This is a genomic window from Rhizobium herbae (assembly GCF_019511375.1).
GTDB classification, from domain to species: domain Bacteria; phylum Pseudomonadota; class Alphaproteobacteria; order Rhizobiales; family Rhizobiaceae; genus Pararhizobium; species Pararhizobium herbae_A.
On the sequence record NZ_JAEUAO010000007.1, the window covers coordinates 75,455 to 102,025 of the forward strand.

Annotated in this window: 30 protein-coding genes and 1 pseudogene; 11 read left to right on the forward strand and 20 right to left on the reverse strand. The window is 62.2% G+C overall.

The genetic code is table 11. From position 1 onward, the window contains the following. Window positions 1-2: 2 nt before the first annotated feature. Window positions 3-452, forward strand: coding sequence for a DNA polymerase III subunit chi (locus JNB71_RS22545; protein ID WP_220374025.1), 450 nt, complete (start codon window positions 3-5; stop codon window positions 450-452). A gap of 185 nt (window positions 453-637) precedes the next feature. On the opposite strand, the gene JNB71_RS22550 is transcribed toward JNB71_RS22545, so the two are convergent. Then, window positions 638-1,564: a Gfo/Idh/MocA family protein gene (locus JNB71_RS22550; RefSeq protein WP_220374026.1), complete on the reverse strand. Its 927-nt coding sequence runs from the start codon at window positions 1,562-1,564 to the stop codon at window positions 638-640. 160 nt (window positions 1,565-1,724) lie between these two features. Between JNB71_RS22550 and JNB71_RS22555 the strand changes: the two genes are divergently transcribed. Continuing rightward, the gene (locus JNB71_RS22555; RefSeq protein ID WP_220374027.1) at window positions 1,725-2,567 is read left to right on the forward strand and encodes a GNAT family N-acetyltransferase; all 843 of its coding nucleotides are present in this window, start codon (window positions 1,725-1,727) and stop codon (window positions 2,565-2,567) included. A 92-nt stretch (window positions 2,568-2,659) separates the two neighbouring features. Here JNB71_RS22555 and JNB71_RS22560 read toward each other — a convergent pair whose 3' ends face one another. The 4 genes from JNB71_RS22560 to JNB71_RS22575 form a co-directional block, all read right to left on the reverse strand. Continuing rightward, window positions 2,660-2,878, reverse strand: a complete 219-nt coding sequence (locus JNB71_RS22560; RefSeq protein WP_220374028.1) for a hypothetical protein — start codon at window positions 2,876-2,878, stop codon at window positions 2,660-2,662. A 105-nt stretch (window positions 2,879-2,983) separates the two neighbouring features. Further along, window positions 2,984-4,873, reverse strand: a complete 1,890-nt coding sequence (locus tag JNB71_RS22565) for an ABC-F family ATP-binding cassette domain-containing protein (RefSeq protein ID WP_220374029.1) — start codon at window positions 4,871-4,873, stop codon at window positions 2,984-2,986. 58 nt (window positions 4,874-4,931) lie between these two features. Beyond that, complete coding sequence (locus tag JNB71_RS22570; protein ID WP_220374030.1) at window positions 4,932-6,017, reverse strand: GGDEF domain-containing protein; 1,086 nt, start codon at window positions 6,015-6,017, stop codon at window positions 4,932-4,934. Window positions 6,018-6,093: 76 nt separating this feature from the next. Continuing rightward, window positions 6,094-6,459 (reverse strand): hypothetical protein, encoded by a 366-nt coding sequence (locus tag JNB71_RS22575; RefSeq protein WP_220374031.1) that lies wholly within the window; start codon window positions 6,457-6,459, stop codon window positions 6,094-6,096. A gap of 74 nt (window positions 6,460-6,533) precedes the next feature. Here JNB71_RS22575 and JNB71_RS22580 point away from each other — a divergent pair, with 74 nt between their 5' ends. Next, complete coding sequence (locus JNB71_RS22580) at window positions 6,534-7,010, forward strand: hypothetical protein (protein WP_220374032.1); 477 nt, start codon at window positions 6,534-6,536, stop codon at window positions 7,008-7,010. A 243-nt stretch (window positions 7,011-7,253) separates the two neighbouring features. Further along, window positions 7,254-8,093, forward strand: coding sequence for a hypothetical protein (locus JNB71_RS22585; protein ID WP_220374033.1), 840 nt, complete (start codon window positions 7,254-7,256; stop codon window positions 8,091-8,093). A 234-nt stretch (window positions 8,094-8,327) separates the two neighbouring features. Here the strand turns inward: JNB71_RS22585 and JNB71_RS22590 are convergent, their stop codons facing one another. Next, window positions 8,328-8,840: a DinB family protein gene (locus JNB71_RS22590; RefSeq protein WP_220374034.1), complete on the reverse strand. Its 513-nt coding sequence runs from the start codon at window positions 8,838-8,840 to the stop codon at window positions 8,328-8,330. A 250-nt stretch (window positions 8,841-9,090) separates the two neighbouring features. Here JNB71_RS22590 and ndk point away from each other — a divergent pair, with 250 nt between their 5' ends. After that, entirely contained in the window at window positions 9,091-9,513 is a 423-nt protein-coding gene (gene ndk / locus JNB71_RS22595) for a nucleoside-diphosphate kinase (protein WP_220374035.1), read from the forward strand. Between the two features lie 97 nt (window positions 9,514-9,610). Here the strand turns inward: ndk and JNB71_RS22600 are convergent, their stop codons facing one another. Both JNB71_RS22600 and JNB71_RS22605 read right to left on the reverse strand, forming a co-directional pair. Further along, on the reverse strand, window positions 9,611-10,132 hold the full coding sequence (locus JNB71_RS22600) for a hypothetical protein (RefSeq protein ID WP_220374036.1): 522 nt from the start codon (window positions 10,130-10,132) through the stop codon (window positions 9,611-9,613). Continuing rightward, a complete protein-coding gene (locus JNB71_RS22605; RefSeq protein ID WP_220374037.1) occupies window positions 10,129-10,689 on the reverse strand; it encodes a CGNR zinc finger domain-containing protein in 561 nt (186 codons plus the stop codon). The genes JNB71_RS22600 and JNB71_RS22605 overlap by 4 nt, the downstream gene beginning before the upstream one ends. 80 nt (window positions 10,690-10,769) lie before the next feature. On the opposite strand from JNB71_RS22605, the gene JNB71_RS22610 reads away from it, so the two are divergent. After that, on the forward strand, window positions 10,770-11,666 hold the full coding sequence (locus JNB71_RS22610; RefSeq protein ID WP_220374038.1) for a branched-chain amino acid ABC transporter permease: 897 nt from the start codon (window positions 10,770-10,772) through the stop codon (window positions 11,664-11,666). A 23-nt stretch (window positions 11,667-11,689) separates the two neighbouring features. Here JNB71_RS22610 and JNB71_RS22615 read toward each other — a convergent pair whose 3' ends face one another. The 5 genes from JNB71_RS22615 to JNB71_RS22635 form a co-directional block, all read right to left on the reverse strand. Further along, window positions 11,690-12,163: a molybdenum cofactor biosynthesis protein MoaE gene (locus JNB71_RS22615; RefSeq protein ID WP_220374039.1), complete on the reverse strand. Its 474-nt coding sequence runs from the start codon at window positions 12,161-12,163 to the stop codon at window positions 11,690-11,692. Window positions 12,164-12,168: 5 nt separating this feature from the next. Then, window positions 12,169-12,429, reverse strand: coding sequence for a molybdopterin converting factor subunit 1 (moaD, locus tag JNB71_RS22620; protein WP_018327388.1), 261 nt, complete (start codon window positions 12,427-12,429; stop codon window positions 12,169-12,171). After that, the gene (pgsA, locus tag JNB71_RS22625) at window positions 12,429-13,016 is read right to left on the reverse strand and encodes a CDP-diacylglycerol--glycerol-3-phosphate 3-phosphatidyltransferase (protein ID WP_220374040.1); all 588 of its coding nucleotides are present in this window, start codon (window positions 13,014-13,016) and stop codon (window positions 12,429-12,431) included. The genes moaD and pgsA overlap by 1 nt, the downstream gene beginning before the upstream one ends. A 221-nt stretch (window positions 13,017-13,237) precedes the next feature. Continuing rightward, entirely contained in the window at window positions 13,238-15,259 is a 2,022-nt protein-coding gene (gene uvrC, locus JNB71_RS22630) for an excinuclease ABC subunit UvrC (RefSeq protein ID WP_220374041.1), read from the reverse strand. Beyond that, window positions 15,256-16,020 (reverse strand): SDR family oxidoreductase, encoded by a 765-nt coding sequence (locus tag JNB71_RS22635; RefSeq protein WP_220374042.1) that lies wholly within the window; start codon window positions 16,018-16,020, stop codon window positions 15,256-15,258. Before JNB71_RS22635 ends, uvrC begins: the two co-directional genes overlap by 4 nt. Window positions 16,021-16,389: 369 nt before the next feature. Here JNB71_RS22635 and JNB71_RS22640 point away from each other — a divergent pair, with 369 nt between their 5' ends. Further along, window positions 16,390-17,028, forward strand: coding sequence for an outer membrane protein (locus JNB71_RS22640; RefSeq protein ID WP_220374043.1), 639 nt, complete (start codon window positions 16,390-16,392; stop codon window positions 17,026-17,028). Window positions 17,029-17,102: 74 nt separating this feature from the next. Here the strand turns inward: JNB71_RS22640 and JNB71_RS22645 are convergent, their stop codons facing one another. From JNB71_RS22645 to JNB71_RS22660, 4 genes are all read right to left on the reverse strand, one after another. Further along, a complete protein-coding gene (locus JNB71_RS22645) occupies window positions 17,103-17,693 on the reverse strand; it encodes a glutathione S-transferase (RefSeq protein WP_220374044.1) in 591 nt (196 codons plus the stop codon). Window positions 17,694-17,710: 17 nt separating this feature from the next. Continuing rightward, window positions 17,711-18,442, reverse strand: a complete 732-nt coding sequence (locus tag JNB71_RS22650; RefSeq protein WP_220374045.1) for a ribonuclease T2 family protein — start codon at window positions 18,440-18,442, stop codon at window positions 17,711-17,713. A gap of 5 nt (window positions 18,443-18,447) precedes the next feature. Beyond that, window positions 18,448-18,879: a hypothetical protein gene (locus tag JNB71_RS22655; protein ID WP_220374046.1), complete on the reverse strand. Its 432-nt coding sequence runs from the start codon at window positions 18,877-18,879 to the stop codon at window positions 18,448-18,450. A gap of 63 nt (window positions 18,880-18,942) precedes the next feature. Beyond that, on the reverse strand, window positions 18,943-19,809 hold the full coding sequence (locus tag JNB71_RS22660) for a 23S rRNA (adenine(2030)-N(6))-methyltransferase RlmJ (protein WP_220374047.1): 867 nt from the start codon (window positions 19,807-19,809) through the stop codon (window positions 18,943-18,945). 68 nt (window positions 19,810-19,877) lie between these two features. Here JNB71_RS22660 and JNB71_RS22665 point away from each other — a divergent pair. Then, a pseudogene (locus tag JNB71_RS22665) lies at window positions 19,878-22,006 on the forward strand (molybdopterin-containing oxidoreductase family protein). 7 nt (window positions 22,007-22,013) lie between these two features. After that, on the forward strand, window positions 22,014-22,613 hold the full coding sequence (locus JNB71_RS22670; RefSeq protein ID WP_220374048.1) for an NUDIX domain-containing protein: 600 nt from the start codon (window positions 22,014-22,016) through the stop codon (window positions 22,611-22,613). A 1-nt stretch (window position 22,614) separates the two neighbouring features. Here JNB71_RS22670 and JNB71_RS22675 read toward each other — a convergent pair whose 3' ends face one another. From JNB71_RS22675 to purM, 3 genes are read right to left on the reverse strand one after another with little or no spacing between them, the layout of a single operon-like run. Continuing rightward, a complete protein-coding gene (locus JNB71_RS22675) occupies window positions 22,615-22,782 on the reverse strand; it encodes a PIN domain-containing protein (RefSeq protein ID WP_220374049.1) in 168 nt (55 codons plus the stop codon). Between the two features lie 9 nt (window positions 22,783-22,791). Then, complete coding sequence (gene purN / locus JNB71_RS22680) at window positions 22,792-23,442, reverse strand: phosphoribosylglycinamide formyltransferase (RefSeq protein WP_220374206.1); 651 nt, start codon at window positions 23,440-23,442, stop codon at window positions 22,792-22,794. 8 nt (window positions 23,443-23,450) lie between these two features. Next, window positions 23,451-24,521 carry a phosphoribosylformylglycinamidine cyclo-ligase gene (gene purM, locus JNB71_RS22685; RefSeq protein WP_220374050.1) on the reverse strand — a complete coding sequence of 357 codons (1,071 nt, stop codon included), beginning with the start codon at window positions 24,519-24,521 and terminating at the stop codon, window positions 23,451-23,453. 219 nt (window positions 24,522-24,740) lie between these two features. On the opposite strand from purM, the gene JNB71_RS22690 reads away from it, so the two are divergent. Both JNB71_RS22690 and hdaA read left to right on the forward strand, forming a co-directional pair. After that, window positions 24,741-25,862, forward strand: coding sequence for an AI-2E family transporter (locus tag JNB71_RS22690; protein WP_220374051.1), 1,122 nt, complete (start codon window positions 24,741-24,743; stop codon window positions 25,860-25,862). 7 nt (window positions 25,863-25,869) lie between these two features. Further along, complete coding sequence (gene hdaA, locus JNB71_RS22695; protein WP_220374052.1) at window positions 25,870-26,556, forward strand: DnaA regulatory inactivator HdaA; 687 nt, start codon at window positions 25,870-25,872, stop codon at window positions 26,554-26,556. The last annotated feature ends 15 nt before the right edge of the window (window positions 26,557-26,571 follow it).

Below are 26,571 nucleotides of genomic sequence, written 5' to 3' on the forward strand. Positions count from 1 at the left end.
CCGTGACGGATATCCTGTTCTATCACCTGACCGAATCGAAACTCGAAGATGCGCTTCCGCCGCTGCTCGACAAAAGCGTCGAGCGCGGCTGGCGCGTCGTCGTGCAGACGGCGGACGAGGAGCGGCGCGACATGCTCGACACGCATCTGTGGACCTATCGCGACGACAGTTTCCTGCCCCACGGCACGGACGCCGCGGATTTCGCAGAAGAGCAGCCGGTCCTGTTGACGGCGGGAGAGGGCAACGGGAACCGCGCGACCGTGCGCTTCCTCGTCGACGGCGCCGCACCGCCGCCGGTCGAAAGCTACGAGCGCGTGGTGTTCATGTTCGACGGTTACGACCAGGCGCAGCTGGAGGCCGCGCGCGCACATTGGAAGGCGCTGAAGGGCGAGGGGCATACGCTCACCTACTGGCAGCAGAACCAGGACGGGCGCTGGGTAAAGAAGGCGTGAGGTTCAAACCACGGCTGCTTTCACGCGACCTTCTCATTCCCGCGGCTGGCATTTAACCCTCACCCTAATCCTCTCCCCGCAAGCGGGGCAAGGGGACTAATCACGCAAGAGTTCGCCGCCCTTCCTTCTCTCCGTTTTACGGGGAGAAGGTGCCCGATAGGGCGGATGAGGGGCAAGCTAAGCGCTCAATCGATGAACGCTTCGACAAACTTCCGCTTCCCCAGCATGAACGCATCCGCGACATGGCGCAGCGGGGCGAGGTCGACGTCCGACTTCCTTGCCTTGATGATCTCGGCAAAGCGGGCGTAGAGGGCCGGATATTCCTGTTCCGGCTCGTCATGCTTGAGAACGCCGTCGATCGACAGTTTCGCGCCGCCTTCGGAAAGCGTCATCGTGCCTGCGTCGGTTTGCGCGATGATGTCCCAGCTCTGGTGGCCGGTCTGGCGCCAGTCGAATTCGGCGGAAACCGGCAGTTCGCCAGCATCGGTGAAGGTGATCGAGGCGGCGATCGGCGCGTCGCGGTTTTCCGGGAATTCCAGCGTCGCAGCGGTGATGAACAGAGGATTCGGCAGGATATGCGTGACGATCGACAGCGCGTTGATGCCGGGATCGAAGACGCCTAGGCCGCCGGCCTGCCAGATCCAGTCCTGGTTCGGGTGCCAGTGGCGCACGTCCTCCTTCCAGATCACCTTGACATTGTTGATCTTCGTCGAGGCGAGGAAGGACTTGGCGGCTTCGACCGCCGGCGCGTAGCGCGAATGCCAGCTGGCAAACAGCGACAGTCCCTTGGCGGCGGCGAGCGATTCGAGATCGGCCACCTCGCTCAGCGTCGCGCCCGGCGGCTTTTCGAGGAAGACGTGCTTGCCGGCTTCAAGCGCCACGCGCGCCGCCTGATAACGGAACTGCGGCGGCATGCAGAGCGACACGGCGTCGATGGCCGGAACCGCGTCGAGCATCGCCTCGATCGACTTGAAATTGTCGATGCCGTCGACGACGCCATGGCGGCTGGCGGCGGCAATCAGCTTGTAGTCGGCATTCTTGGCGATGGCGGGCAGATGCTGGTCGCGGACGATCTTGCCGACGCCGACGATCGAGATGTTGATGGGACTCATGGTGTTTCGCTCGATTTGTATGACTTTATGGGACGGCTTTGTAGCAGAAAGCGAAAAGCGGGCAAGCGCTGCCGTGGCGTAGATATTCGTTGCTGCCGGTGGTGGACAATAGCAAAGCCGCTCTATTTGGATAGGGCTGCAATCCCAAACAGGAGCCGCCATGCCCCCGATCATTCGAAAAGCCAGCCGCGCCGATCTCGATATCCTCATCGACTGGGCCGCACGGGAAGGGTGGAATCCCGGCCTCGACGATGCAGCCGCCTTCTGGGCGGCAGACCCGGAAGGTTTTTGGATCGCCGAGGAGGACGGCGTCGTTGCAGCAGGGCTTTCATTGGTCCGCTACGGTGCCGCCTATGCCTTTCTCGGTCTCTATCTGGCGCATCCGGACTATCGCGGCCGGGGCATCGGCTACGCGTTGTGGCGGGAGGCGGTTTCGGCTGCGGCAGACCGCACGATCGGGCTCGATGGCGTGGTGGCGCAGCAGGACAACTACCGCAAATCCGGTTTCGCCTATGCCCACGCCAATTTCCGCTATGGCGGCGAGGTCCAATGCACCGAGCCACCCGGCACCGAGCTGGTTTCCGTCTCTCCGGTGCATGTGCCGATGCTCATCGACTACGACGCGCGCTTCAATCCGGCGCGACGCGACGACTTCCTGCGCGAATGGCTGAAGCCGCTTTCAACGCGCGAGAGCTTCGCACTGATCAGAAACGCCGAGGTGCTGGGCTACGGCACCATCCGCGCATGCCGCGAGGGCCACAAGATCGGGCCGCTGTTTGCCGATACGGAAACCGGCGCCGACCTCATCTTCCGCAAGCTGGTGACGAGCGTCGGCGCGGGTCGGGTCTATCTCGATCTCCCCGAGCCGAACGCCGCCGCACGGGCGCTGTGCGATCGCTACAATCTGAAGCCGGTTTTCGAGACGGCGCGGATGTATCGCGGCCCGGTGCCGGACCTGCCGCTCGGACAGATCTACGGCATCACCACCTTCGAACTTGGCTAGGCCGGTTTCGAAAGTGTCCCACCGTTTACCGATCGCGACAAAACAAGGAAAGTCAGGCAGACGAATCGTGGCGTGCCAGCGAGACTGGAGCATCAGGCCCATGGGAACAGATCGTGCTGTCCGCCGATGATCAGGACACTGGCAAAGACGCTGATCACCAGCATGACGACGAGCACCCAGAACAGTCTGCCCGACGCCGGAGCCTCGTCGACGAAGACCGGCTCCTTGTTGCGCAACGCGTTCAACGCGTGCCGGGGATTTCCCCATTTGACGCGCCGGAACCGGAAGACATTTTGGCTCTCGTGTTTCATGAAGAACGAATATAAGGCCCGATTTTAAACGAGACTTTAAACGCTCTGTTAAAATTTTAGGCTTTGCTTGTGGATCGGCGGGTTTCCCAAAGGGAGACGGCGAAATCACCCCGCCATCGCCTCTTCATATTCGGTGGAGAGGTCGAGCCACTGTTCTTCCGCCTTGGTCAGTCTGGCGACGATCTCGGCGCGTTCCTTCACCTTGGCGGCGGCCTTGGCGGGAAATTTCTCGTAGATCTCCTGGTCTTCAAGCTCCTTGTCGAGGGCTTGAATCTGTTTCTGCAGTTTGCCGGTCAAGGATTCGATATCGTTGATCTTTTTCTTGAGTGGCGCGAACGCAGCCCGCTTGTCGGCATTGGCCTTGCGCTGCTCTGCCTTGGAGCGGTTGTCATCGGAGCCGTTGCCCTTGTCCTTGTTCCCCTTGCCGCGCGAACTCTGGACGATGGTGTTGCGGTAGTCCTCGAGGTCGCCGTCGTAGTTGGCAACGGTGCCGTCCTTGACCAGCCAGAGGCGATCGACCGTTGCCTCGATCAGATGCCGGTCGTGCGAGATCAGGATGACCGCGCCCTCGTAGTCGTTGAGCGCCTCGATCAGCGCATTGCGGCTGTCGATGTCGAGATGGTTGGTCGGTTCGTCGAGAATGAGAAGGTTTGGCGCCTCGAAGGCGGCAAGGCCCATCAGGAGGCGGGCCTTCTCGCCGCCGGACAGATCCTTGGCTGCGGTGTCCATCTTCTCGGTTGCAAGCCCCATCTGGGCAACACGGGCGCGCACCTTGGCTTCGGGCGCGTCCGGCATCAGCGGCCGAACGTGCTGGACGGCCGTCTCGGCCGGTCTGAGGTCGTCGAGCTGGTGCTGCGCGAAGAAGCCGATCTTCAGATTTGGCGCGAGCCTTATATCGCCGCTTTCGGCGGACAGCCGGCCGGAGATGAATTTCGCGAAGGTCGACTTGCCGTTGCCGTTCGAGCCGAGCAGCGCGATGCGGTCGTCATTGTCGATCCTGAGGTTGAGGCCCTTGAGGATCGGTTTGCCCGGCGTATAGCCGACGGCGCCGCCGGTAATGGCGACGATCGGCGACGCCGGCTGCTTCTCGGGCTTCGGGAAGCGGATCGGCTGGACGTGATCCTCTATGACGGCCGAAACCGTGCCCATCCGCTCCAGCGCCTTGACGCGGCTTTGCGCCTGGCGGGCCTTCGAGGCCTTGGCCTTGAAGCGGTCGATGAAGGACTGCAGGTGCTTGCGTGCCGCGTCGTTCTTGGCCTTTGCCTTGGTCTGCAGCTCGACCGCCTCGGCGCGCTGGCGCTCGAACTGATCGTAGGTGCCGCGATAGAAGGTCAGCTTTTTCTGGTCGAGATGGATAATCGAGTTGACCGCCATGTTCAGCATGTCGCGGTCATGGCTGATGATGATGACCGTATGCGGATAGCGGCGGACATAGTCCTCCAGCCAGAGCGTGCCCTCGAGATCGAGATAGTTGGTGGGCTCGTCGAGCAGCAACAGGTCCGGTTCGGAGAACAGCACCGCAGCAAGCGCGACGCGCATGCGCCAGCCGCCGGAAAAGCTCGACGCCGGCCGCAACTGTGCTTCCGCGTCGAAGCCGAGGCCGGACAGGATGCTGGCGGCCCGCGCCTCGGCCGAATGGGAATCGATGTCCGTCAACCGCGTGTGGATTTCGGCGATCCTGTGCGGATCGGTGGCGGTTTCGGCCTCCGCGAGCAGCGCCTCGCGCTCCTTGTCGGCCTTGAGCACGATCTCGATCAGCGGCTCTTCGGTACCGGGCGCCTCCTGCGCCACCTGGCCGATACGGGTGTTCTTCGGGATCGAAACGAAGCCGCTCTCGCTTTCCATGTCGCCGGTGATGATCCGAAACAGCGTCGACTTGCCAGCGCCGTTCTTGCCGACAAGACCAGCCTTCGTGCCCGCCGGAAGCGCCACGCTCGCATGATCGATGAGAAGACGCCCGGCGATGCGGGCGGAGAGGTCGTTGATCGTAATCATGGCGGCGTTTTGGCCGAAGTCTTGGCCGAAGGCAAGAGTTCGCCGCAGCGCAATGGGTTCAGGCGACGTGCCGGGTATAGGTTTTCGTAGCACGGCTGCCGATTGCGGCCGAGAAGACGAGAACGCCGCGGTTGCCGCCGACGCGAACGGCGTGAAGCGCAAGCTCGGCCTGGGTAATCAGGTCGGCGCTGCCGGATGCGATCGGCGTCATCGCGATTCCGGCGGAGAGAGACAGCGTTTTCGAGGTGAACGTCCGGTTCGGCAGCGTGATCTGCACGGCCTCGACGCAGGCGCGGATGCGCTGCGCGATCGCCTCGGCATTGTCCGTGCTGACGTCATGGAAGATGAAGGCGAATTCGTCCGCGCCGATGCGGGCGACAAAGTCATTCTTCTTGACCGACTTGCGGAACACCGGCGCCAGTTTCTTCAACGCCTTTTCGGCGATCGCCGCGCCGTGGCTCTCGCACAGGTCGCGCAAGCCTTCAACTTTCACCAGAGCCAGGGCGGCGGGGCCGGCGGCGCTGCCGTCGTCGTACAAGGCCGCGAGCCTTGCGGAAAAGGCGACCCTGTTGGCAAGGCCGGTGGTGGCGTCGCGGGTCGAGGTCTTGCGCATTGCTTCGATGTCGCTGGCGATGCCGCCCAGTTCCGCGACCGTTTCATTCATGGAGACGGCGAAGGCCCGCTCCTCCCTCTCGAAAGCGGCGACGGCATCGCGCATCCGGCCGGCGTCAGCGCTGAAATCCGACATGCCGGCGACCGGGTCGGTTTCCAGGCGAGCGATGAACTGACGCAGCAGCGCGGCAAAACCTTCCGTTCTGGCGATGTTGTTGTTCAGCCGCTGATTGACGGCCGAAATCGTCCGGGCGGCCTCGGTGCGGATGACGTCCGTGGCGATCGGGGCAAAGCCGGACAGGTGAAATTTCACGCCGATCTCTTCGATCCGGCTCTGTACCGGGTAGGAGCCAAGCGCTGCGACATCGCGCGTCAGGGCCGGATTCCGGCCGGACAGGGCTTCGTAAAACAGCTCGTAATTGCGCGGAAAAGCGGCAACGCCGAGTTTGGCCATGGTCTGGGCGACCCTCAGCAGAATGGCGGCATTCTGCGCCGCATGTCCGTGTCCGTCGTGTTGAAAATCGTCCACCATGGCAGCTCCCTCCAAAAATCCGCGAGAGCCATCATGGCAATCAGAACCTGGGTAACACATCGACCTTAAAAGACCGTCAAAAAGGGTTCGAGGGTGCGGCGGCTCGCGCTCTGGTTCTGTTATTTGCAGGGCCATTTCGATTGCATGGCCAGTTGCACCAGCATGTCGGCGCTGCGGCCACGTTCTGGCGGAATGGCTGTGACAATGCGCAGACCATCTTCACCTGCTCTTCGAGCGTGACCGCATCGGGGTCGCAGACATTGGCGCGGATCTTTTCCGTGACGGAGACCTTGCCTTTCGGCCGGTTATTTTCGGCGTCGACGACATCCGACATCTCGGCATGGTGCAGGTCGCGCGACCAGCGGTCGAGCGCGCCGGCGATATAGCCGAAGGCGACCGGATACTTACTTTGCGCAGTCTTCTCCCTCCGGTGGTGACGCAATCTTGAACCCAAGTAACTGGTCGCGTTTCCACAGTTTTCGCTGTAAACCGATAGGCTCAAGTTAAGGAGAGTCTATGAACCTTGTAGGTCCCGCGCGCTTCAAAATCAATTATACGCCTAATGAAAAGAAGATTCTGTGTGAGCGCGGGACGAATAAGTTTTCGGGTCTCACATCCAGCAAGCAGCCCAAGCTTTATATTTTCTCGCGCGACAACAAGCCCATTTATGTCGGGGCTACAGTCCGCCCCATGGGTGAGCGTCTGAGAGTGGGTTGGCAAGCGCAAGGGGAAGGCGGGTATCATGGGTACGGCTTCCGCCTGGAGGGCGACGCAGTAGACCTTGATGTGTGGGTCGATACAGACCCGGTGCGCGAACGCGCGGAGGGCAAGCGAAGCGGCAGCGATATTGAAACAATCGAGGCGGAAGTGGTCTATCTACTACGCCATCGCAACGGGCAATGGCCAGCGTTCCAAACAGAAATTCACTTTTACCAGTCTGACCCTGACCATCACCGCGAAGCTGAAAAGGTGATGGCTCATTACGGATTATGACTGCGGCTCTTCGATGGCGAGGTTGAGGCCATGGGCGGCGGCATGTCAGGAAGTTCGAACTGCTGCTCTATGACTTCGCGCAGGTGCTCGTTTAAGGTTTTCATGATGTCGCTCCTTTGTGAGGTGCGATGAGTTGAGACTGGGAGATGGTCTGTAACTTTGACGAGTATTATCGAGGCGAGACGGTTGCATACATGGCGTTGCCGCCTTAGCACTATTGGATTGGTATCTGAGGAGCTTGCTATGGCAAAAGCCGCCACCCCCAAGAAACAGTGTTTTGTTGTCGGCCCGATAGGTGACGACGACAGCGACGACCGGATTCATGCGGACTGGCTGCTTGAGGAAATCATTGAGCCGGTGTTCGCGGAACACTTCCCGTATTTCGAGGTGACTCGTGCTGATAAGATTTCAAACCCCGGACGAATAGATGCCCAGGTCATAACAGCGTTGCTGGAATCTGAACTCGTCATAGCCGACCTTACCACGCTCAATCCAAATGCGTTCTACGAGATCGGTATCCGGCACATGATACAAAAGCCGATAATCCACATGCACCTTGAAGGGCAGCGGATACCTTTTGACATCGCCTCTTTCCGCTCCATCAAATTTCAGCGCCGTCGCCCGAAAGACTTAAAGGTGGCAAGGGACATACTTAAAAGCTTTGCGGACGCTGCACTGGCGGGCGATCACGAGGTAGATAACCCGGTTACATTCTCCCGTGGCAAAGTGAAAATCACCGAAGGTGCAGCTTCTACGGAAAGCGTATTCATGGAGGAGTTGTCCTCACTTCATGAGCGTCTTGCCCGCATCGAAACGGATTGGCTTGTGCCTGGGCGACGGCGGACAGTCACCGAAAGCTACACAATAAGGGCGAAAAACACCGCGCCGGATCGTGACGTTCAAACGGCTGTGCGTTCGTGGATAAGAAACATCGAAGGCGCTGAGCTATTCGCCATGTCTCGCACCGAAGCCCGCTTAAGATTACCGGCGACGCCCCAGAATCCCGCGATACTGGCGGCGCTCTTGGAGCATATCGGGGAGGATTTCGTAATCAGCCCAGATAGCCCAAACATTTTCTCGTAAGGGGCGGGATAAATTTTAGTTGCGGCAATCCACCTGACTCGGCATAGGGATACCTGCGCCCGCATGGCGTGGGTATGATGGAGATCGCAAACTTCCTCGGGCACCGCAAGCTCGGCTTCGACATGACAATGAGATTTTCCCCCACAACGGAATTACCTCAAGCGGTCGGTGGACGTTCTGGATGCGCTGATTTCGTTTTGCGTGTCTGCCTGTGAGGAGCGTGTGGGCGGAGATTTAGGAAGCCCACTTATTCCCCTCGGCTCTGAGGAATAAAGCCAAGTCTAAACTTAGGCTCGGCTGCCCGAGTGCGGTCAGCGTCATGTGGCACTGGCCGCGATGATGGGTCTGGTGGTTGAAGAAATGGGCGAGCACCGGCGCCACGCGCTGGGTCATGGAAACGGGGTTGGTGATCGGCGTAAAGGTAAAATGGCCGCGGAGATCGGCTTCGGTCAGGCCCTTGATCCAGGCAATGATGCGCTCATCTTCCGCGGCGCGGGCGGACGACAGCGTGACGAGATCATCGAACAGGATGACGTCGAGAGAGGTCGGCGCATCGCCCGTGCCGGTGAAGCGTTTCATCCAGATGCGATCCGCGGCCAGGAGGTGGTTGAGTGTCGCATGCAGCGAACCGAAGAAGGAGCCTTTGTTTTCGCGATAGTCCGCGTCGGAAAGCGCGGCCGCCGCCTGATAGAGCAGCCGGTTTGCCCAGCGATTGTAGTCGGCAAACATGCGGTAATGGTCGAGCATCGTGTTCTCCTTCTGCATGTGGCGAGCTTACTCTTGAACGGTATCATGGCGGCTGATGTCTTCCATGAAATTTACTGATTTGGTTGTTTGCCGTTTGCGCTTTCCAAGAAAGATCCACGGCAGGTTCGATCTTCGTGTCGTTCCGCGCGCTTCGTGACGAGGCCGTGAAACTTCGCCGTTCCCCCTTGTTTTGCGCGGGATTGGCGGTTATTGAACCGCCGACTCACGGAAAACCAAGGGAATTGAGACAATGGCGATTGAACGCACCTTTTCGATGATCAAGCCGGATGCCACCAAGCGCAACCTGACGGGCGCCATCACCAAGATGTTTGAAGACGCAGGCCTGCGTATCGTCGCCTCCAAGCGCGTGTGGATGAGCAAGCGCGAAGCCGAGGGCTTCTACGCCGTTCACAAGGAACGCCCCTTCTTCGGCGAACTTGTTGAAACCATGACCTCCGGTCCGACCGTCGTTCAGGTTCTCGAAGGCGAGAACGCCATCCTGAAGAACCGCGAAATCATGGGCGCCACCAACCCGGCCAATGCCGACGAAGGCACCATCCGCAAGGTCCACGCCCTGTCGATCGGCGAGAACTCGGTTCACGGTTCGGACGCTCCGGAAACGGCTGCCCAGGAAATCAAGTACTGGTTCTCCGACACCGAAATCGTCGGCTGATTCAATCTCTGAGGGTTCGGCGCAAAGCGCTTGAAAACACTCCTTTCAAGAGCCGGGGCGGAAACGCTCCGGCTTTTCCTTTCGGCGTGACCGGAGTCTACGACGGGCACTTCGCCGTCTCGAAATGTTCGGGCGTCCTGCCGTCCTCGAAGACTTCAGGGTTCTTGTCATAGGCAGGGCCGACGACCAGCGCCTTGGCGGGCAGGATGTCCTGATCGAGATCGGAGGTCACCGTGGTCTTCAGCGTTTGCAGGATGGCGCCGTCCGGCTCCTTGACCTCGATGGTGACGGCATAGGGCCGCTGCTTTTTCACGCAGCTCACATCCTGGCTTTCGAGAACGACCTTGTCGAGCTTGGCAAAGAGCTTGCGGCTGAGGGTCAGCGGCGCGCCACCGGCAGGGTTTTCGAACGTGGCTACAACGGTACTGCCCTCCGGAACCGGCTGCGTTTTGGTCAGCGTGATCATGTAGGTGGCATAGGCCAGCCGATAGTTGAAGATGAACATCTTGCCGGTGAGTTCGAGCGGGTCCGGCCCGGTCTCGCGCTGGCAGCTGGCCAGGGCCGTCGCGCCAGCCAGAAGAAGAGCGACAAGCGTCAGGCGTTTCGGGTGGACGGTCATTGGATCAGTTCCTTCCTCTGGCGCTGGTAGTGCCGGCTTGCCTTCACCCGGTTGCCGCAGACGGTCATGTCGCACCAGGTGCGGCTGCGGTTACGGCTGCGGTCGAGGAACAGCCATTGGCAATTGGGGCAGATTTTCAGGCGCTGCGGCTCTGCGAAGGTCGCAAGCATCAGTGCGGAGCGCGCCGTGGCGGCGTCGAGCGGCGTGGGGGCTGCCTTGAGGGCATGGCGCCGGATGACGGTGGATGCCGCGTCGAGCAGATCGGCCAGGCGCCCGGAGGAGGGATGCCCCAGCACCTCGGCGCGAAAATGCCGGTCGGTTGCTTCCCTCAGATCGAGAAATGCCTGCAGGTTTTCCGGCGCGACCGGCCGCAGCGGCCCGAACAGGTCCCTGTCGGCGCAGAAACGCGCCGCGGCCGCGGCAAAGCCGTCGATGGCCGCGGGATCGGCGTAACGGTCGATCCGCCGCTCGGCATCGAAGCGCAGCACGACCGAATTGGCGACATCGAAAGCGAGTGCGCCGCCGGAAAAACGATGGGGTGTCCAGGTAAAGGTCACGCACGCAACATCCTAACTGGTAAAACGTATTTTACTAGTTATAATGATTTGCGCCGACGTTGTCATCACCCGGATTGTCCATGGCCTATTTTCTGCAGCAGCTTGCCAGTGCCCTGCCGATCGCCGCTCTCTACGCGCTGCTCGCCTTCGGCTATTCCATCTCCTTCTCGGTCACCAAAAGGGCCGACCTGACCTATGGCGCGCTGTTCGGCTTTGCCGGCCAGATCTTCCTGTTGTTTTCCGATTTCGCCTGGAACCGTCTCTGGCTGGTGCTGCCGCTTGCGCTTGCGGTCGGTGCGACATTGGCGCTGCTCTATACGCTGGGCGCCGGCCTCGTCATCGGCCGCTCGGTCATGCGCCGGCTGGCGAAGACCTCCGCCAACACCGTGGTCGTTGCCTCTCTCGGCGTGGCGATGGTGCTGATGGAACTGTCGCGGATCGCGGCGGAGACGCGCAGCCTGTGGCTGCCGCCGTTCCTCAACACGCCGCTCACGCTCTGGTCCGATCCGGATTTCCCCGTGACGCTGACGGTAATCCAGCTGCTGAACACCGGGCTGATGCTGGCCATGGTGGGGGCAGGAAACCGGTTCCTGACGGGCTCCGCCTGGGGTCGATCCTGGCGGGCGGTGTCGGAGGATGCGGGTGCTGCGGCGCTCTGCGGCGTCGACGGCAAGCGTGTCTTCGTCGCCGCCTACGGATTGTCGACGCTGCTGGCCGCCATCGCCGGCATTCTCGCCACATCCTATTACGGCAACATGGATTTTGGCGCCGGCCTGGTGTTCGGCGTCAAGGTGCTGTTCATCGCCGCGATCGGTGGCCAGACAGCACCTCTGCTGGCTGCGGCGGGGGCAGCAGCGATGGGCCTGGGCGAAACGCTGTGGAGCGCCTATGGCCCGATGCTGTGGCGGGATTTTGCGATCTTCTCGTTCCTTGTCCTGCTTCTGGTGCTGACGAGAAAGGAACAGTTCCAGCCCTAGACCTTTCCTGGCCCGGAAGGGCTCTACTCACTTTTCGACCAGCGGTCCCGGGCGCTGTCGTCCGCGTCCTTGGCGCTGACCCAGCCGCCGGTGCTGCCATCGGTCGCGTGTTCCTTCTTCCAGAAGGGCGCGGAGGTCTTCAGGAAATCCATGATGAAATTGGCGCCGTCGAAGGCCGCCTGCCGGTGCGGCGAGGCGGTGACGACCAGCACGATGTTTTCGCCCGGCAGGATTTTTCCATAGCGGTGGATGGCAGTTGCGGCCTGCAGCCCGAAGCGGTCGATGGCTTGCCCGCAGATGCGGGCGATCTCCGCTTCCGCCATGCCCGGATAATGTTCGAGCTCAAGGGCGCTCAGCGTACCCGCCTCGTCGCGGCAAAGGCCGCAGAAGGTGACGACGGCGCCGATGTCGTGGCGGCCGGCCGATAGCGCCCGCACCTCGGCGGCAAGGTCGAAATCGTCACGCTGGACGCGAACCGTGACAGGCGCCCGGGACATCGGCCTCAGCCTCCGGTCATGGGCGGAAACAGCGCGATTTCGCGTGCCCCGGCGATCGGCTCATGGTGGTCGACATGTTCCTGGTTGATGGCGACACGGATGACGTTTTCGTGCTCCAGAGCCGCCACGTATTCCTCGCCCAGCGTCTTGAGATAGCCAAGCAGGTCGCCGGCCGTGACAACGCTATCGGGCAGTTCCAGCGTTTCCTCGGCCTTACCGATCCGCTCACGCACCCAGGCGAAATAGACGAGGTCAACGCGTGCCATCAGTCGACCATGTGCTTGAGGCCGGCGCGGAAATAGTCATACCCGGTATAGAGCGTGATCCCCGCTGCGATCCAGAGCAGCACGATGCCCATTTCGGTGGTATAGGGCAGGATCTTGTCGCCGGCCGGACCGGCGAGCAGGAAGGCGATGGCGACCATCTGGATCGTCGTCTTCCACTTGGCGATGCGGGTCACCGGCACGCTCACCTTCAGCCCGGCAAGGTATTCGCGCAAGCCCGAGACGAGGATCTCGCGGCACAGGATGATGATCGCAGCCCAGATCGACCAGCCGGCGATCGTACCGTCGGCAGCCACGAGCAGTAGCACGGAGGCGACCAAAAGCTTGTCGGCGATCGGGTCGAGCATCTTGCCGATGTTGGAGGTCTGCTGCCAGATGCGGGCGAGATAGCCGTCGAAGAAATCGGTGATCGAGGCGATCCCAAACAGCGCCAGCGCCGTCCAGCGGGCAAAGTCGGAGCTCTGCAGTTTGCCTTCGATAAAAAAGCACAGAACGATCAGCGGAACAGCCAGAATGCGTCCATAGGTCAGGAGATTGGGGATGCTGTAGGTAGTCGGCGTGGAGGACATGGATTCGGGTTCTCTGCGAGTTCTTGGGCGACAGATGAACGGCTTTGTGACAGCCGCGTCAACCGTTCTTTGATAGATCACCCGCAATTGTGGCTGAATTCATCTGAACGGGCGGTGAACCGGGTTGAGCGCAGGACACTCCCGGCGCGCGGGCGTGTCCTGCCGCAATCGGGCTGAACCCTGCGCTTGATCAATGCGACCTGGGCCGCGTCCCGTAGAGGCTATTTCGCACCTTCCTCGTGAAAGTGGTCATAGACGAGCCGCGCCACCGCTTCGGATATACCTTCCACGGCCACGAGATCGTTGATGCCGGCGCGGGAAACCGCCTTGGCGGTGCCGAAATGCTGCAGCAGCGCACGCTTGCGCGTCGGCCCGATGCCGGCGATCTCGTCCAGCGGATTCTTGACCATTTCCTTCTTGCGCCGCGCCCGGTGCGAGCCGATGGCGAAGCGATGCGCCTCGTCGCGCATGCGCTGGATAAAATAGAGCACGGGGTCGCGCGGCGGCAGCGTGAAGCCGTCGCGGCCGGGCGGAAAGAAGCGCTCGCGCCCGGCATCGCGATCGACACCCTTGGCAACGCCGATGGCGGTGACGCAATCCTCGATGTCGAGTTCCCTCAGGATCGCCCGAACCGCCGTCATCTGGCCCTGGCCGCCGTCGATGAGGATCACGTCCGGCCAGGCCGGAAAACCGGCATCCTCGACCGGTTCTGCGCTGCGATCCGGCTTTCCCTCTTCCTTCAACAGCCGCGAGAACCGCCGGGTCATCACTTCCTTCATCATGCCGAAGTCGTCGCCGGGGGTGATGTCGGTCGATTTGATGTTGAACTTACGGTACTGGCCTTTGACGAAACCTTCCGGTCCCGCCACCACCATGCCACCGACTGCGTTGGTGCCCATGATATGGGAGTTGTCGTAGATCTCGATGCGGCGCGGCGCACGCTCGAGCTTGAAGGTTTCGGCAAACCCCTCGAGCAGGCGCGACTGCGACGCTGTTTCGGCGAGCTTGCGGCCATGCGCCTCGCGGGCATTGGCGAGCGCGTGCTCGACCAGATCCTTCTTCTCGCCGCGCTGCGGCACGAGGATTGAAACCTTGTAGCCGGATTTCTCCGTCAGCGCTTCGCAAAGCAGTTCCTGTTCGGCCACCGGCTCGCAGAGCAGGATCTGCCGGGGACAGGGCTTGTCATCATAGAACTGGGCGAGGAAGGCGCTCAGCACCTCGGCTGCGGGCAGGGTCGGATCGGCCTTCGGAAAATAGGCGCGGTTGCCCCAGTTCTGGCCGGTGCGGAAGAAGAACACCTGGATGCAGGAAATGCCGCCTTCGTGATGGATGGCAAAGACATCCGCTTCCTCGACGCCGGATGGGTTGATGCCCTGATGGCTCTGGACATGCGACAGCGCCGCCAGCCGGTCGCGGTAAAGCGCGGCCCGCTCGAAATCGAGGTTCTCCGACGCCTCGTTCATGGCGGCGGCGATGGTCGCCTTGACGGCCTGGCTCTTGCCGGAGAGGAAATCCCTGGCTTCGCGCACCAATTCGCCGTAGTCGGCGTCGCTGATCTCGCGGGTGCATGGCGCGGCGCAGCGCTTGATCTGATGCAGCAGGCAGGGACGGGTGCGGGTCTCGAAGACGCTGTCGGTGCAGGTGCGCAACAGGAACGCGCGCTGCAGCGAATTGATCGTCCGGCCGACGGCGCCGGCCGAGGCGAAGGGGCCGAAATAATCGCCCTTGCGGCTGCGGGCGCCGCGATGCTTGTAGAGCGCCGGTGCCCGGCTGTCGCCGGTCACGAGAATATAGGGAAACGACTTGTCGTCGCGCAAAAGCACGTTGAAGCGCGGCCGCAGGCGCTTGATCAGGTTCGCTTCCAATAGCAGCGCCTCGATCTCGGTGCGCGTCGTCACGAACTCCATGTGCGCCGTCTCGCGCACCATCTTGGCGAGGCGGTTGGAATGGACGCGGCCCTGCGCGTAGTTGCCGACCCGCTTCTTCAGGCTGCGCGCCTTGCCGACATAGAGCACGTCGCCCGCCTCGTTGAACATGCGGTAGACGCCGGGGCTGTTGGGCAGGCGCTTGACGAAGGCCTGGATCAGTTCGCCGCCGCGCAGACCGTCGGGAATTGCACCGGTTTCGGCCCAATCGAGAATCGGTGCCGGCGCGGGGCTCTCCGCTGCGTCGATCAGGTCATCCTCGTCGCTGGCATTTTCATCGTACAGAATGCCGCCATCTGTGGGCACGCGCCCGCTCATTCCACAATCTCCAAAATGTCCGGCGTCTGCCAGGCCAGATGCTGGCCGCCATCCAGCGCGATCATCTGCCCGGTCATCGAGGGCGTGTCGAACAGAAAGCGGATCGTGCGGCCGAATTCCCCAAGTTGCGGACCGGTCTTGAGGATGACCGCGTCTACCTGCCTCCGGAAGTCCGCCTCATTCTGCCGTTCGTTCGGCAGTGTCGGGCCGGGGCCGATGGCGTTGACCCGGATGTCGGGCGCCAGGGCCTGCGCCATCGTCTTGGTTGCCGTCAGCAGTGCCGACTTTGACAACATATAGGAATAAAATCGCGGATTTGGAGACCAGACGCGCTGGTCGACGATGTTGACGATCAGGCCCGAATTGGCCTGCGGCAGCTGTGCCGCAAAATCGCGCGCCAGCAGCGACGGCGCCTTCACATGCAGGGCGAAATGCCGGTCCCAGACCGTCTCGTCGAATTCTTCGAGACTGTCCTTCTTGAACAGCGAGGCATTGTTGACCAGGAGCCCGATCGGACCGAGCGCCGCGACGGCGTCTGCCATCAGGGCGGCGACGGCTGCGGTATCGGTGAGGTCCGCAAAGATGGCCGCCGCCTTGCCGCCCTGAGCCCGAACCTCCCGCGCTAGCTCTTCGGCTTGCGCCAGCGAGGCATTGGCATGGACGGCCACGGCAAAGCCGTGCGCCGCCAGGTCCTCGACGATCGCCTTGCCAATGCGCTTGGCGCCACCGGTGACCAGCGCTGTTTTCAAAGGCGTCCTCAAGGGCGGTTCCTGCTCTGCGATTCGAAACGGTGTATGTGTCGCAAGGATATAGGAGGCGGGCGCGGATTGCGAAACGGCACCCACCTATTCGTTTTGGAAAAATTAACGCGGAAGCGCTAAATTGAATTGTTTTTTATTGCCGTAGTATATATTTGGTTAATCTTGTTTTGTGGTTAATAAACACCCTGTGGCTACGAAGCAACATCGAATTTCAGCCACCCTCACGCCACTAAAATTTCACAATTTAGCTCTTGTGAATCCGCATTTCGTCGGCAATTTCTCCGTCAACCGGGCGGGTTAATTGCAGTTTACCGATGTATCAGTTTAGGACCGCGAGGGTCCGGAGCATCGGTTCGAAAGGAGACTTTAATGCGTACTCTCATCACCACCCTCATGGCATCTGCCGTATCCCTCATCGCCTTCTCGGCCGTTCAGGCGGCAGACGCGATCGACGAAGTTCCGGCGGCTCCCGCTGCCGAATACAGCGAGCCGGCCGCCAAGAACTGGTCGGGCGCCTATGTCGGTGGTACGGCCAACTGGGCCCGCGGCGAATATGACGCGACGGGCGGCCGCGGTGCCTCCGGTTTCGGCGGCGGTCTGTATGGCGGCTACAACATGCAGAGCGGCCAGATCGTTTACGGCGGTGAAGCCGATATCAACTACGGCGACAACGACACGCGCAACCCGGTCCGCAAGATGGAGCAGGGCGTCAACGGCTCCGTTCGCGCCCGCGTCGGCTACGACCTGAACCCGGTTCTCGTCTACGGTACGGCCGGTGTTGCCGCATCCAGCGTCAAGGCAACGCAGGCGGGCGGTTCGGACAGGAACACGCTGCTCGGCTGGACGGCCGGTGCCGGTGCCGAAGCCCTGGTGACCGACAACGTCACCGCGCGCGTCGAATACCGCTACTCCGACTACGGTTCGAAGGACTTCAGCCTGCCGGGCGGCAAGGTTTCGTCGGGTTATGACGAACACAGCGTCAAGGTCGGTATGGGCGTCAAGTTCTGATCGCGAAGTTCATGCATGACAAAAAGGCCGGAGCGATCCGGCCTTTTTGCGTTTCTGGATGAACCGGCTGCCGCTCAAGCCTGGAACTGTGCATAGTCCGGGAAGAATTTCTCGAATTTCTGTGGCCAGTTCTTCAGTTTCGGGCGGCCCTTCTGCCATTCGCCGGCAAAGCGCAGTTCGATATAGCGCAGCATCGCGGCAAGCGCGAAATGGCCGGCATGGAGCTTGGCGCCGGTCTTCGGCAGGTTGGCATTGAGGTAGTCGAGGCCGCGTACGACCTTTTCCCATTGCCTGTCGATCCAGGGCTGGTGGATCTTTTCCGGCGGATGGAAGCGCTTTTCGTAGACGATGGCGAGCAGGCTGTCGCAGATGCCGTCGCACAGCGCCTCCAGCATTTCCACCTCGGTGCGCTTTTCGGCATTGCGCGGATAGAGTTTTCCCTTCGTCTCGCGGTCGATGAAATGCATGATCGCCCGGCTGTCGTAGATCGCCTTGCCCTCCGGCGTGATCAGCGTCGGGATCTTGCCGAGCGGGTTGTTGGAGATCAGTTCGGGCGGATTGGCGTTGGTGTCGGTCAGCACGCTTTCGGCTTTGATACCGGCGTAGCGCGCGCCCATGCGCACCTTGTTGGAATAGGGGGAGGCGGGGGAGTAGAGAATTTTCATCGTTGTCTTTCTGTTGTTTAGGGAATTGCCGGCAGGCTGAGGTTTTTCATCTTGCAGCCGGCGCGATCGATGGCGTTGCAGGCACGAAAGCTGAGGTCCTTGTTGAAGCAGATGCGCACCTCGTCGACGCGTCCGGCGGCGCAGGTGACCGCGAGCGCGTCGTTGCGCAGGCCGGGATTGGCGGCGGTCAGCGATGTTTCAATCTCGGCGGCGTTTGTTCGCTGGTGAGTTTTCACCGATTGCAGCGCCGGCGGTATCGTCACCTTCTCGCGGGCGGCGCGCAGAACCGTGAAATAGTCTTTCTGGCTGAGCCCCGAGCAGGAACCATGCTTGCGCCACTCGTGGCCGATCAGCCCCATCGACGGCATGATGTCGAACAACGTGCGTCCCAGCGCCTCCGGCACCCGGTCGGGGTCGCGCGTCCGGCAGAATTCCGGATAACCCTGTTCGTTCTGCGGCCAGAGGCCGTGCACGATGAAGCCGTGATCGTTTTCCGCCGCACATTGTTCAGTGCGGCCGGAAGGGTCGTTTTCAAGGCACCAACTCGGCGACCAGGAGAGCGACAGCACATAGAAGTCGAATCCGTTGCCGAGCGGGACGGGTTGGGCTTTGGCCTGCGCAGTGGCGATGGGGGTGGTTGTGGCGGGGCCGGTTGCCGCCGCTTGCTTCTCATGTTCGCTTTCTCCGCTGCAGGCCGAAAGCAGAAGCGCGGCGAAGAGCGGCCGCAGGCGGCGCCGGAAATCCGCCACACGGCCTATCGCAGCGAGGCGCACTGAGCACCGTAGACAAACCAGGGATCAAGGCCGCTCAGGCAGAACTCGACGTTCGAGCCGATGCCGGCAAAACCCCAGCCACGCTCGATGAGATACCAGAGCGCCCGCGTCTCGCCGTCGGTGGTGATGGCGGTGGCGTAGCAATATTCGCGCTCGACCGGGTGGGTTTCGTCGCGCAGTTCGAGCCGGTTCAGACCCATGTCGCGGATTTCCGCGATGGCAATGTCCGCCTTCAGGTAGTGGCGGGCGCGATAGCCGAAATCGGAGGTGATGAAGCCGAGGATTGACCGGTTGTGGCAAGCCGTCTCGCCATAATCCAGTCTGCTCGACGGTTCGGCTGCCGCGGCCGGCATTGCGCCGGGCAGAAGAAGGGCAAGGGAGAAAAGGAGGCTTGCGGCGCGCGTTCTGGTCATGGTCGTCTCCCGAAAAGTCCCCGACGAGATTGCGTCTTCCGGGGGCTGGCCGTCAAGTCTCGTTCAATCGCGCTCCGCCACGTTCTCGCCGCGCAGCCAGAAGGCGCGGGCGGAGGCGTGCCGATCCTGCTTCAGCCGGTCCTTGAGGAACGGCAGGAGGACGTCGAGCTCATCCTTCAGCGTATAGGGTGGGTTGACGATGATCAGGCCCGAGCCGGAAAGGCCGGTCCTATCACGATCGCTACGCACCCCCAGCTCGGCACAGAGCATCTTGGGGATTTCCAGCGCTTTAAGCGCCGCGTGGAAGGCTCCAATCGGCGCACCCTGTTTCAGCGGATACCACAGGCAGAAGGTGCCGCCGGAAAACCGGCGCCAGGCCCTGGCGAGGCCATCCGCCAGGCGCTCGAACTCGCCGGCCACCTCGAAGGGCGGATCGACCAGCACCAGCCCGCGCTTTTCCTTTGGCGGCAGATGGGCGCCGAGCGCCAGCCAGCCGTCGAGCTGGGTGATGCGGCTCTGGAAATCGCCGTCGAACAGCCGGTGCAGCGTCTCGTAGTCGTCGGGGTGCAGTTCCATCGCCGACAGTCGGTCCTGCGGCCGCATCAGCATGCGGGTGAGCTTCGGCGAGCCGGGATAGAGCTTGAGGCCGCCACCGGGATTGAGATCGCGCACTGCCGTCAGGTAGGGGGCAAGCAGGGCCTTTGCCTTCGCCGGAATGTCCGCATCGATGAGGCGGCCGATGCCGTCCTGCCATTCGCCGGTCTTCTGCGCTTCCTCGCTCGACAGATCATAAAGGCCGATGCCCGCATGGGTGTCGAGCACGCGGAAGGCCTTGTCCTTCTGCGCCATATAGACGATCAGCCGGGCGAGCACGGCGTGCTTCAGGACGTCGGCAAAATTGCCTGCATGGTAGATGTGACGGTAATTCATTCGCGTCCCTGATCGTCCTGATGAATTCTTGGAATGCATGCCCAATGGGCCTTTGAGAGCCTTGCGCGATGCAATATAGAAAAGCCATGAACGTTGCGACCCCCATCAAGCCAGAAAAGTCCATCGCCCATTCGGTCTGTCCGCATGACTGTCCCTCCGCCTGCGCGCTCGAAATCGACGTGACGCAGGAGGGACGGATCGGCCGGGTTCGCGGCGCAAGCGCCAATACCTATACGGCCGGCGTCATCTGCGCCAAGGTCGCGCGTTATTCCGAGCGCATCTACCATCCGGGCCGCCTGATGGTGCCGCAGCGGCGCAAAGGCCCAAAGGGCGAGGGAAGCTGGCAGGAGATCAGCTGGGACGACGCGCTCGACGAAATCGCCGGCGCGTTCGTCAAGGCCGAGCAGCAATATGGCTCCGAGGCCGTCTGGCCCTATTTGCCGGCACGATGGGCCAGGTGCAGCGCGATTCGATCGAGCGCCTGCGCCATGCCAAGCGCTATTCCGGCTTCTTCGGCTCGATCTGCACCAACCTCGCCTGGACGGGGCTGACGATGGCGACGGGCTCGCTCAGGGGCCCCGATCCGCGCGAGATGGCGAAATCCGACTGCGTCGTCATCTGGGGCACCAATGCGGTGTCGACGCAGGTCAATGTGATGACCCACGCGATCAAGGCGCGCAAGGAGCGCGGCGCCAGGATCGTCGTCATCGATATCTACGACAATCCGACGATCAAGCAGGCGGACATGGGGCTGGTGCTGAAGCCCGGCACCGATGCGGCGCTCGCCTGCGCCATCATGCATATCGCCTTCCGCGACGGCTATGCTGACCGGGCTTATCTGGCGCAATATGCGGACGATCCGGCCGGGCTCGAAAACCACCTGAGAACCCGCACGCCGCAATGGGCGTCTGCCATCACCGGCCTGCCGATTGAGGAGATCGAGGCCTTCGGCAAGCTTGTGGGCACGACCCCGAAAACCTATTTCCGCCTCGGCTACGGCTTTACCCGCCAGCGCAACGGCGCCGTCGCCATCCACGCGGCAGCCTCGGTGGCGACCGTTCTTGGATCGTGGCAGCACGAGGGCGGCGGCGCGTTCCACTCCAACAACGATATCTTCAGGTTCGACAAGCGCGAGTTGATGGGCTCGGCGATGCTCGACCCGGAGATCCGGATGCTCGACCAGTCGCAGATCGGCCGCGTCCTGACCGGTGATGCGGAGGCGCTGCGCCATCGCGGACCGGTGACGGCGATGCTCATCCAGAACACCAATCCGGTCAATGTGGCGCCCGAGCAGCGGCTGGTGAAGCGCGGCTTCCTGCGTGACGACCTGTTCGTCGCGGTGCACGAGCAGTTCATGACCGACACGGCCAAGCTCGCCGATATCGTCCTGCCCGCCACCATGTTCCTCGAGCATGACGATCTCTATCGCGGCGGCGGCCACCAGCACATCCTGCTCGGCCCCAAGGTGGTCGAGCCGCCTTCGAGCGTGCGCACCAACCTCTTCGTCATCGAGGAACTGGCCAGGCGCCTCGGCGTTGCCGACAGGCCGGGCTTCGGCCTCAGCGAGCGCGCGCATGTCGACCATATTCTGGTCAACTACGGCATCGGCTATGAAGAGCTGAAACGCGACAAGTGGCTGGATGTCCAGCCGGATTTCGAGACCGCGCATTTCATCAAGGGGTTCGGCCATCCGGACGGCAAGTTCCGCTTCAAGGCCGACTGGACCGGAACACCGGCGCCGAACCGGCCGCCGAAGGCGCTCGGCCTCTTCGGTCCGCATGCGAAACTGCCGGTATTCCCCGATCATGTCGACCTGATCGAAGTTGCCGACGAGCAACACCCGTTCCGGCTGGCGACGTCGCCGGCGCGCTCCTTCCTGAACTCGACCTTTGCCGAGACGCCGTCTTCGATCCAGAAGGAAGGCCGCCCCGAAGCCATGATCCACGCGGAGGATGCGGCGGCACTCGGCATTGCCGAGGGCGATATCGTCAGGATCGGCAACGAGCGGGGCGAAATCCGCCTGCACGCCAGGCTCGGCGGCGGCGCGCGGCGTGGCGTGGTGATCGCCGAGGGGCTCTGGCCGAACGATGCGCACCTGGACGGGGAGGGCATCAACGTGCTGACCGGCGCCGACGCGGCAGCGCCCTATGGCGGCGCCGCCTTCCACGACAATCACGTATGGCTGCGCAAGGATTGACCGGCGAATGACCAAATTCCGCGACGCGAAGATCGACATCCTGAAGGAAGAGACGCTTTCGAAGAACTGGTACCACCTGCGCAACGTCACCTTCGATTACACCGGCTCGAACGGCGTCACGAAGAAGCTGAAGCGCGAGGTCTACGATCGCGGCAACGGCGCGACGATCCTGCTCTACGATCCGAGGCGCGACAGCGTCATCCTCGTGCGCCAGTTCCGCGTGCCCGCGCATTTGAACGGCCATTCGGGCTGGCTGCTGGAAACACCGGCCGGGCTGCTTGACGGCGATCATCCGGTGGAGGCGATCAAGCGGGAGGCGATGGAGGAGACAGGTTATCTGGTACAGGACGTGCGGCCGATCTTCCAGGCCTTCATGTCGCCCGGTGCCGTGACCGAGACGATCCATTTCTTCGCCGCGATCATCGACGTGACGGTGCGCGCCGAAGACGGCGGCGGCGCCGCACACGAGGACGAGGACATCGAGGTGCTCGAGGTGCCGCTGAAGGATGCCATGGCGATGATTGACAGCGGCGAGATCTGCGACGGCAAGACGATCATGCTCTTGCAATGGGCAATGCTGAACCGGGACAAGCTGGCTGCGGAGTGAGCTATGCGGAAAACACCAGAACCGCTTCGGCGACGGCCGCTTGCTGCAGCTTTTTGTCGAGTGTGGCGAGCGGAATCCCTTCTGTAATCGCCAGCGCGAGATAAGCCGCATCATATGCCGAGAGTTGATGTTTGCGCGCGAGGCTGACAACGAGAGCGTCTTTAGACATCGCACTTGGTCATAGGGTTGACCAAGTCACGCCAGTTGTCGCTCCCTCGGCTCCGATTAACCGCCCGTCGGTCATGCTTGCCTTGCCCTCGGCTATCAACCTCAGCGCCACCGGATATGTCCGGTGTTCCTGGACCAAGACCCTTGCAGCAAGCGTTTCCGCGGTATCGCCCGGCAGGACCGGCACCTTGGCCTGCAGGATGACCGGTCCCTCGTCCATGCCCTCGGTGACGAAGTGCACGGTGCAGCCGGCTTCTACCATGCCGGCATCGATGGCGCGCTGATGGGTGTGGAGACCTGGAAACAGCGGTAAGAGGGACGGGTGGATGTTGATGATCCGGCCCTCGTAGCGATTGATGAAGGCCGCACTCAACAGCCGCATGTAACCGGCAAGGCAGATGATGTCGGGCGAGAGGCTTTCAAGCGCCGACAGGATCGCCGCTTCATGCGCGTCCTTGCTGTCATAATCCTTGCGGGCGAACGAGAAGGTCGGAATGCCGAGTGCCGCTGCCTTGGCAAGCCCGCCGGCGTCGGCCTTGTCCGAAATCACGCCGACGATTTCAGCGGGAAAATCCGGTTCGGAGGCCGCTTTCGCCAGCGCCAGCATGTTGGAGCCGCCGCCGGAAATGAACACCACGACCCGCTTGCGGGCCGTTTTCACCGTATCGTTCATAGGGCGAGCGTGCCCTTGTAGATCGTGCCGGCGGCACCGTCGTCGCGGGCCACCATGCGGCCGAGCGCAAAGACGGTCTCGCCTTCGGCCTCGAGAACCGAAGCTACCTTCTCGGCATCATCAGCCGCGACGACGACGATCATGCCGACGCCGCAATTGAAGGTGCGCAGCATCTCGTTGGCGGCAACGCCACCGGTCTTGGCAAGCCAGGAGAAGACGGCCGGCGGCTTTATGGCGGAAAGATCGATCTCGGCGGCGAGGTGCTTGGGCAGCACGCGCGGAATGTTTTCCGGAAAGCCGCCGCCGGTGATGTGGGCAAGCGCCTTCAGCGCGCCGGTCTCGCGAATGGCCTTCAAAAGCGGCTTCACATAGATGCGCGTCGGCGTCATCAGCACGTCGGCCAGGGTGCCTTCGCCGAAGGGAGCTGGCGCCTCCCAGGCGAGGCCCGAGAGCGAAACGATCTTGCGCACCAGCGAATAGCCGTTCGAATGCACGCCGGAGGAGGCGAGACCGAGGATGACGTCGCCCTCGGCGATATCGCCGGCCGGCAGCAATTGCCCGCGTTCGGCGGCACCGACGGCGAAGCCTGCGAGGTCGTAATCGCCGCCCGAATACATGCCCGGCATTTCGGCCGTCTCGCCGCCAATCAGCGCGCAGCCCGCCTCGCGGCAACCCGCGGCGATGCCGCCGACGATTGCGGCACCCTGGTCGGGATCGAGCTTGCCGGTGGCGAAGTAATCGAGGAAGAACAGGGGTTCGGCGCCCTGCACGACGAGATCGTTGACGCACATGGCAACGAGATCGATGCCGACCGTGTCGTGCTTGTTGGCATCGATGGCGATCTTCAGCTTGGTGCCGACGCCGTCATTGGCGGCAACCAGAACCGGGTCGGTGAACCCTGCCGCCTTCAGGTCGAACAGGCCGCCGAAGCCGCCAATCTCGCCGTCGGCACCTGGACGCCGGGTCGAGCGCACATGCGGCTTGATCTTTTCCACCAAAAGGTTTCCGGCGTCGATGTCCACACCCGCATCGCTGTAGGTCAGACCGTTCTTTCCTGGCTCGCTCATGGCTTGATCTCCGCCGGCTTGTCGTTTTGGCATTGCGATTGGCATGACGATCAGGGAAGTGCAAGCATATTGCCCCTGAAACTCACGCTTTTTTACTGTTTCGCTGCGTTGTCGCGGCCGTTTGCAGCCTTAGGCTTGACCGCGGTTGGTGGCGCATCCTATCTCCAAAGGCAGGAGCGCGTTTTGCGGCTTTCAAGCACGGGGCATCGGAATAGCGGCATGGTCAACAAACTGAGCAGCAGCGGACTGCGGCGCCAGGCCATCTTCTGGGCGCTGTTTCTCGCTGCCTTCATCGCCTTCCTGATGGTATTCTCGACCATCCTCCTGCCGTTCATCGCCGGCATGGCGCTCGCCTATTTCCTCGATCCCGTCGCCGACCGGCTGGAAAAGCTGGGCTTGAGCCGCCTGATGGCGACGGTTGTCATCCTGATCGGCTTCATCGTCGTCTTTGCCCTGTCGCTCGTCGTCATCATTCCGATCGTCTTCACCCAGGCCGCCGATTTCATCCAGAAGATGCCGGGCTACATCGCCAAGCTGCAGGAATTCGTGACCAGCCCGCAAACCGGCTGGCTTCCGGACTGGGTGGCCGGTCAGATGGATACCATCAAGCAGAACTCGGCCAAGCTGCTCGAACAGGGCGCGAGCTTCCTCGGCACGCTGTTCCAGCAGATATGGAATTCGGGCATGGCGCTGCTCGACATCATCTCGCTGTTGATCGTCACCCCGGTCGTCGCCTTCTATCTGCTGCTCGACTGGGACCGGATGGTGGAGACGGTCGATGGCTGGATCCCGCGCGACCACGTCGCCACCGTTCGCCAGATCGCTCTTGAGATGAACCTGACGATTGCCGGTTTCGTGCGCGGGCAGGGGTCGCTGTGCATCATTCTCGGCCTGTTCTATGGCACCGCACTGTCCTTCGCCGGCCTCAATTTCGGCCTGCTGATCGGCCTGTTTGCCGGCATGATCAGCTTCATTCCCTATGTCGGCTCGCTGGTCGGCCTCGTCCTTGCCGTCGGCGTGGCGCTCGTCCAGTTCTGGCCGGACTATCTTCACATAGGCATCGTGGCCGGCATCTTCTTCGTCGGCCAGTTTCTCGAAGGTAACATCCTCCAGCCGCGCCTGGTCGGCAAAAGCGTAGGGCTGCATCCGGTCTGGCTGATGTTTGCGCTCCTGGCGTTCGGCGCCCTGTTCGGCTTCGTCGGGCTGCTGGTGGCGGTGCCGTCCGCCGCCGCCATCGGCGTGCTTGTCCGCTTCGGCCTCGGGCGTTACCTTGACAGCACGCTCTATCACGGCCACCGGACCGGCAAGACGACAGCGCCGGAACAGCAATTTCCAGAGTAAACAGCGCATGGTCCGCAAGTTCGAACAACTGCCGCTCGTTTTCCAGCACGAGCCTCAGACAGGTCGGGACGATCTTCTGGTTTCCGAACGGCTGAAGGCAGCCGTCTCCATGATCGACAGCTGGCCGCGCTGGCCGTCGCCCGTCGTCATCCTGGCCGGACCCGTCGGTTCGGGAAAATCGCATCTGGCGGCCATCTGGCGGGAAACGAGCGGCGCCGTCGCCATTCACCCGACCGCGGGCAGCGACGCGGCTGATGTCGCGGCAAACAGCCCCGTTCTGTTCGAGGACGCCGACCGGCAGGGTTTTGACGACCGCGCCCTGTTCCACGTCATCAACAGCGTGCGCGAAAACGGCACGAGCCTGCTGATCACCAGCCGTCTTTGGCCGATGTCCTGGCCCGTCGAGCTTGCCGATCTGCGCTCGCGCCTGAAGGCCGCGACGGTGGTCGAGATCGGCGAGCCGGACGACGAGTCACTGGCCCAGGTCCTGGTCAAGCTGCTGTCCGACCGCCAGCTTGCGCTCGACGACCGCCTGATCGGCTACATCGTGGCGCGCATGGAGCGTTCGCTCGAATCGGCCCAGGCGATCGTCGAGCGGCTGGATCATCTGGCGCTTGCGCGCGGCACGCGGATCAACAGGGCGCTGGCCTCGGAAGTGCTCAACACCGTTGGAACGGCGCGCGAATTCGATTGACTGTCACAGTTCCGT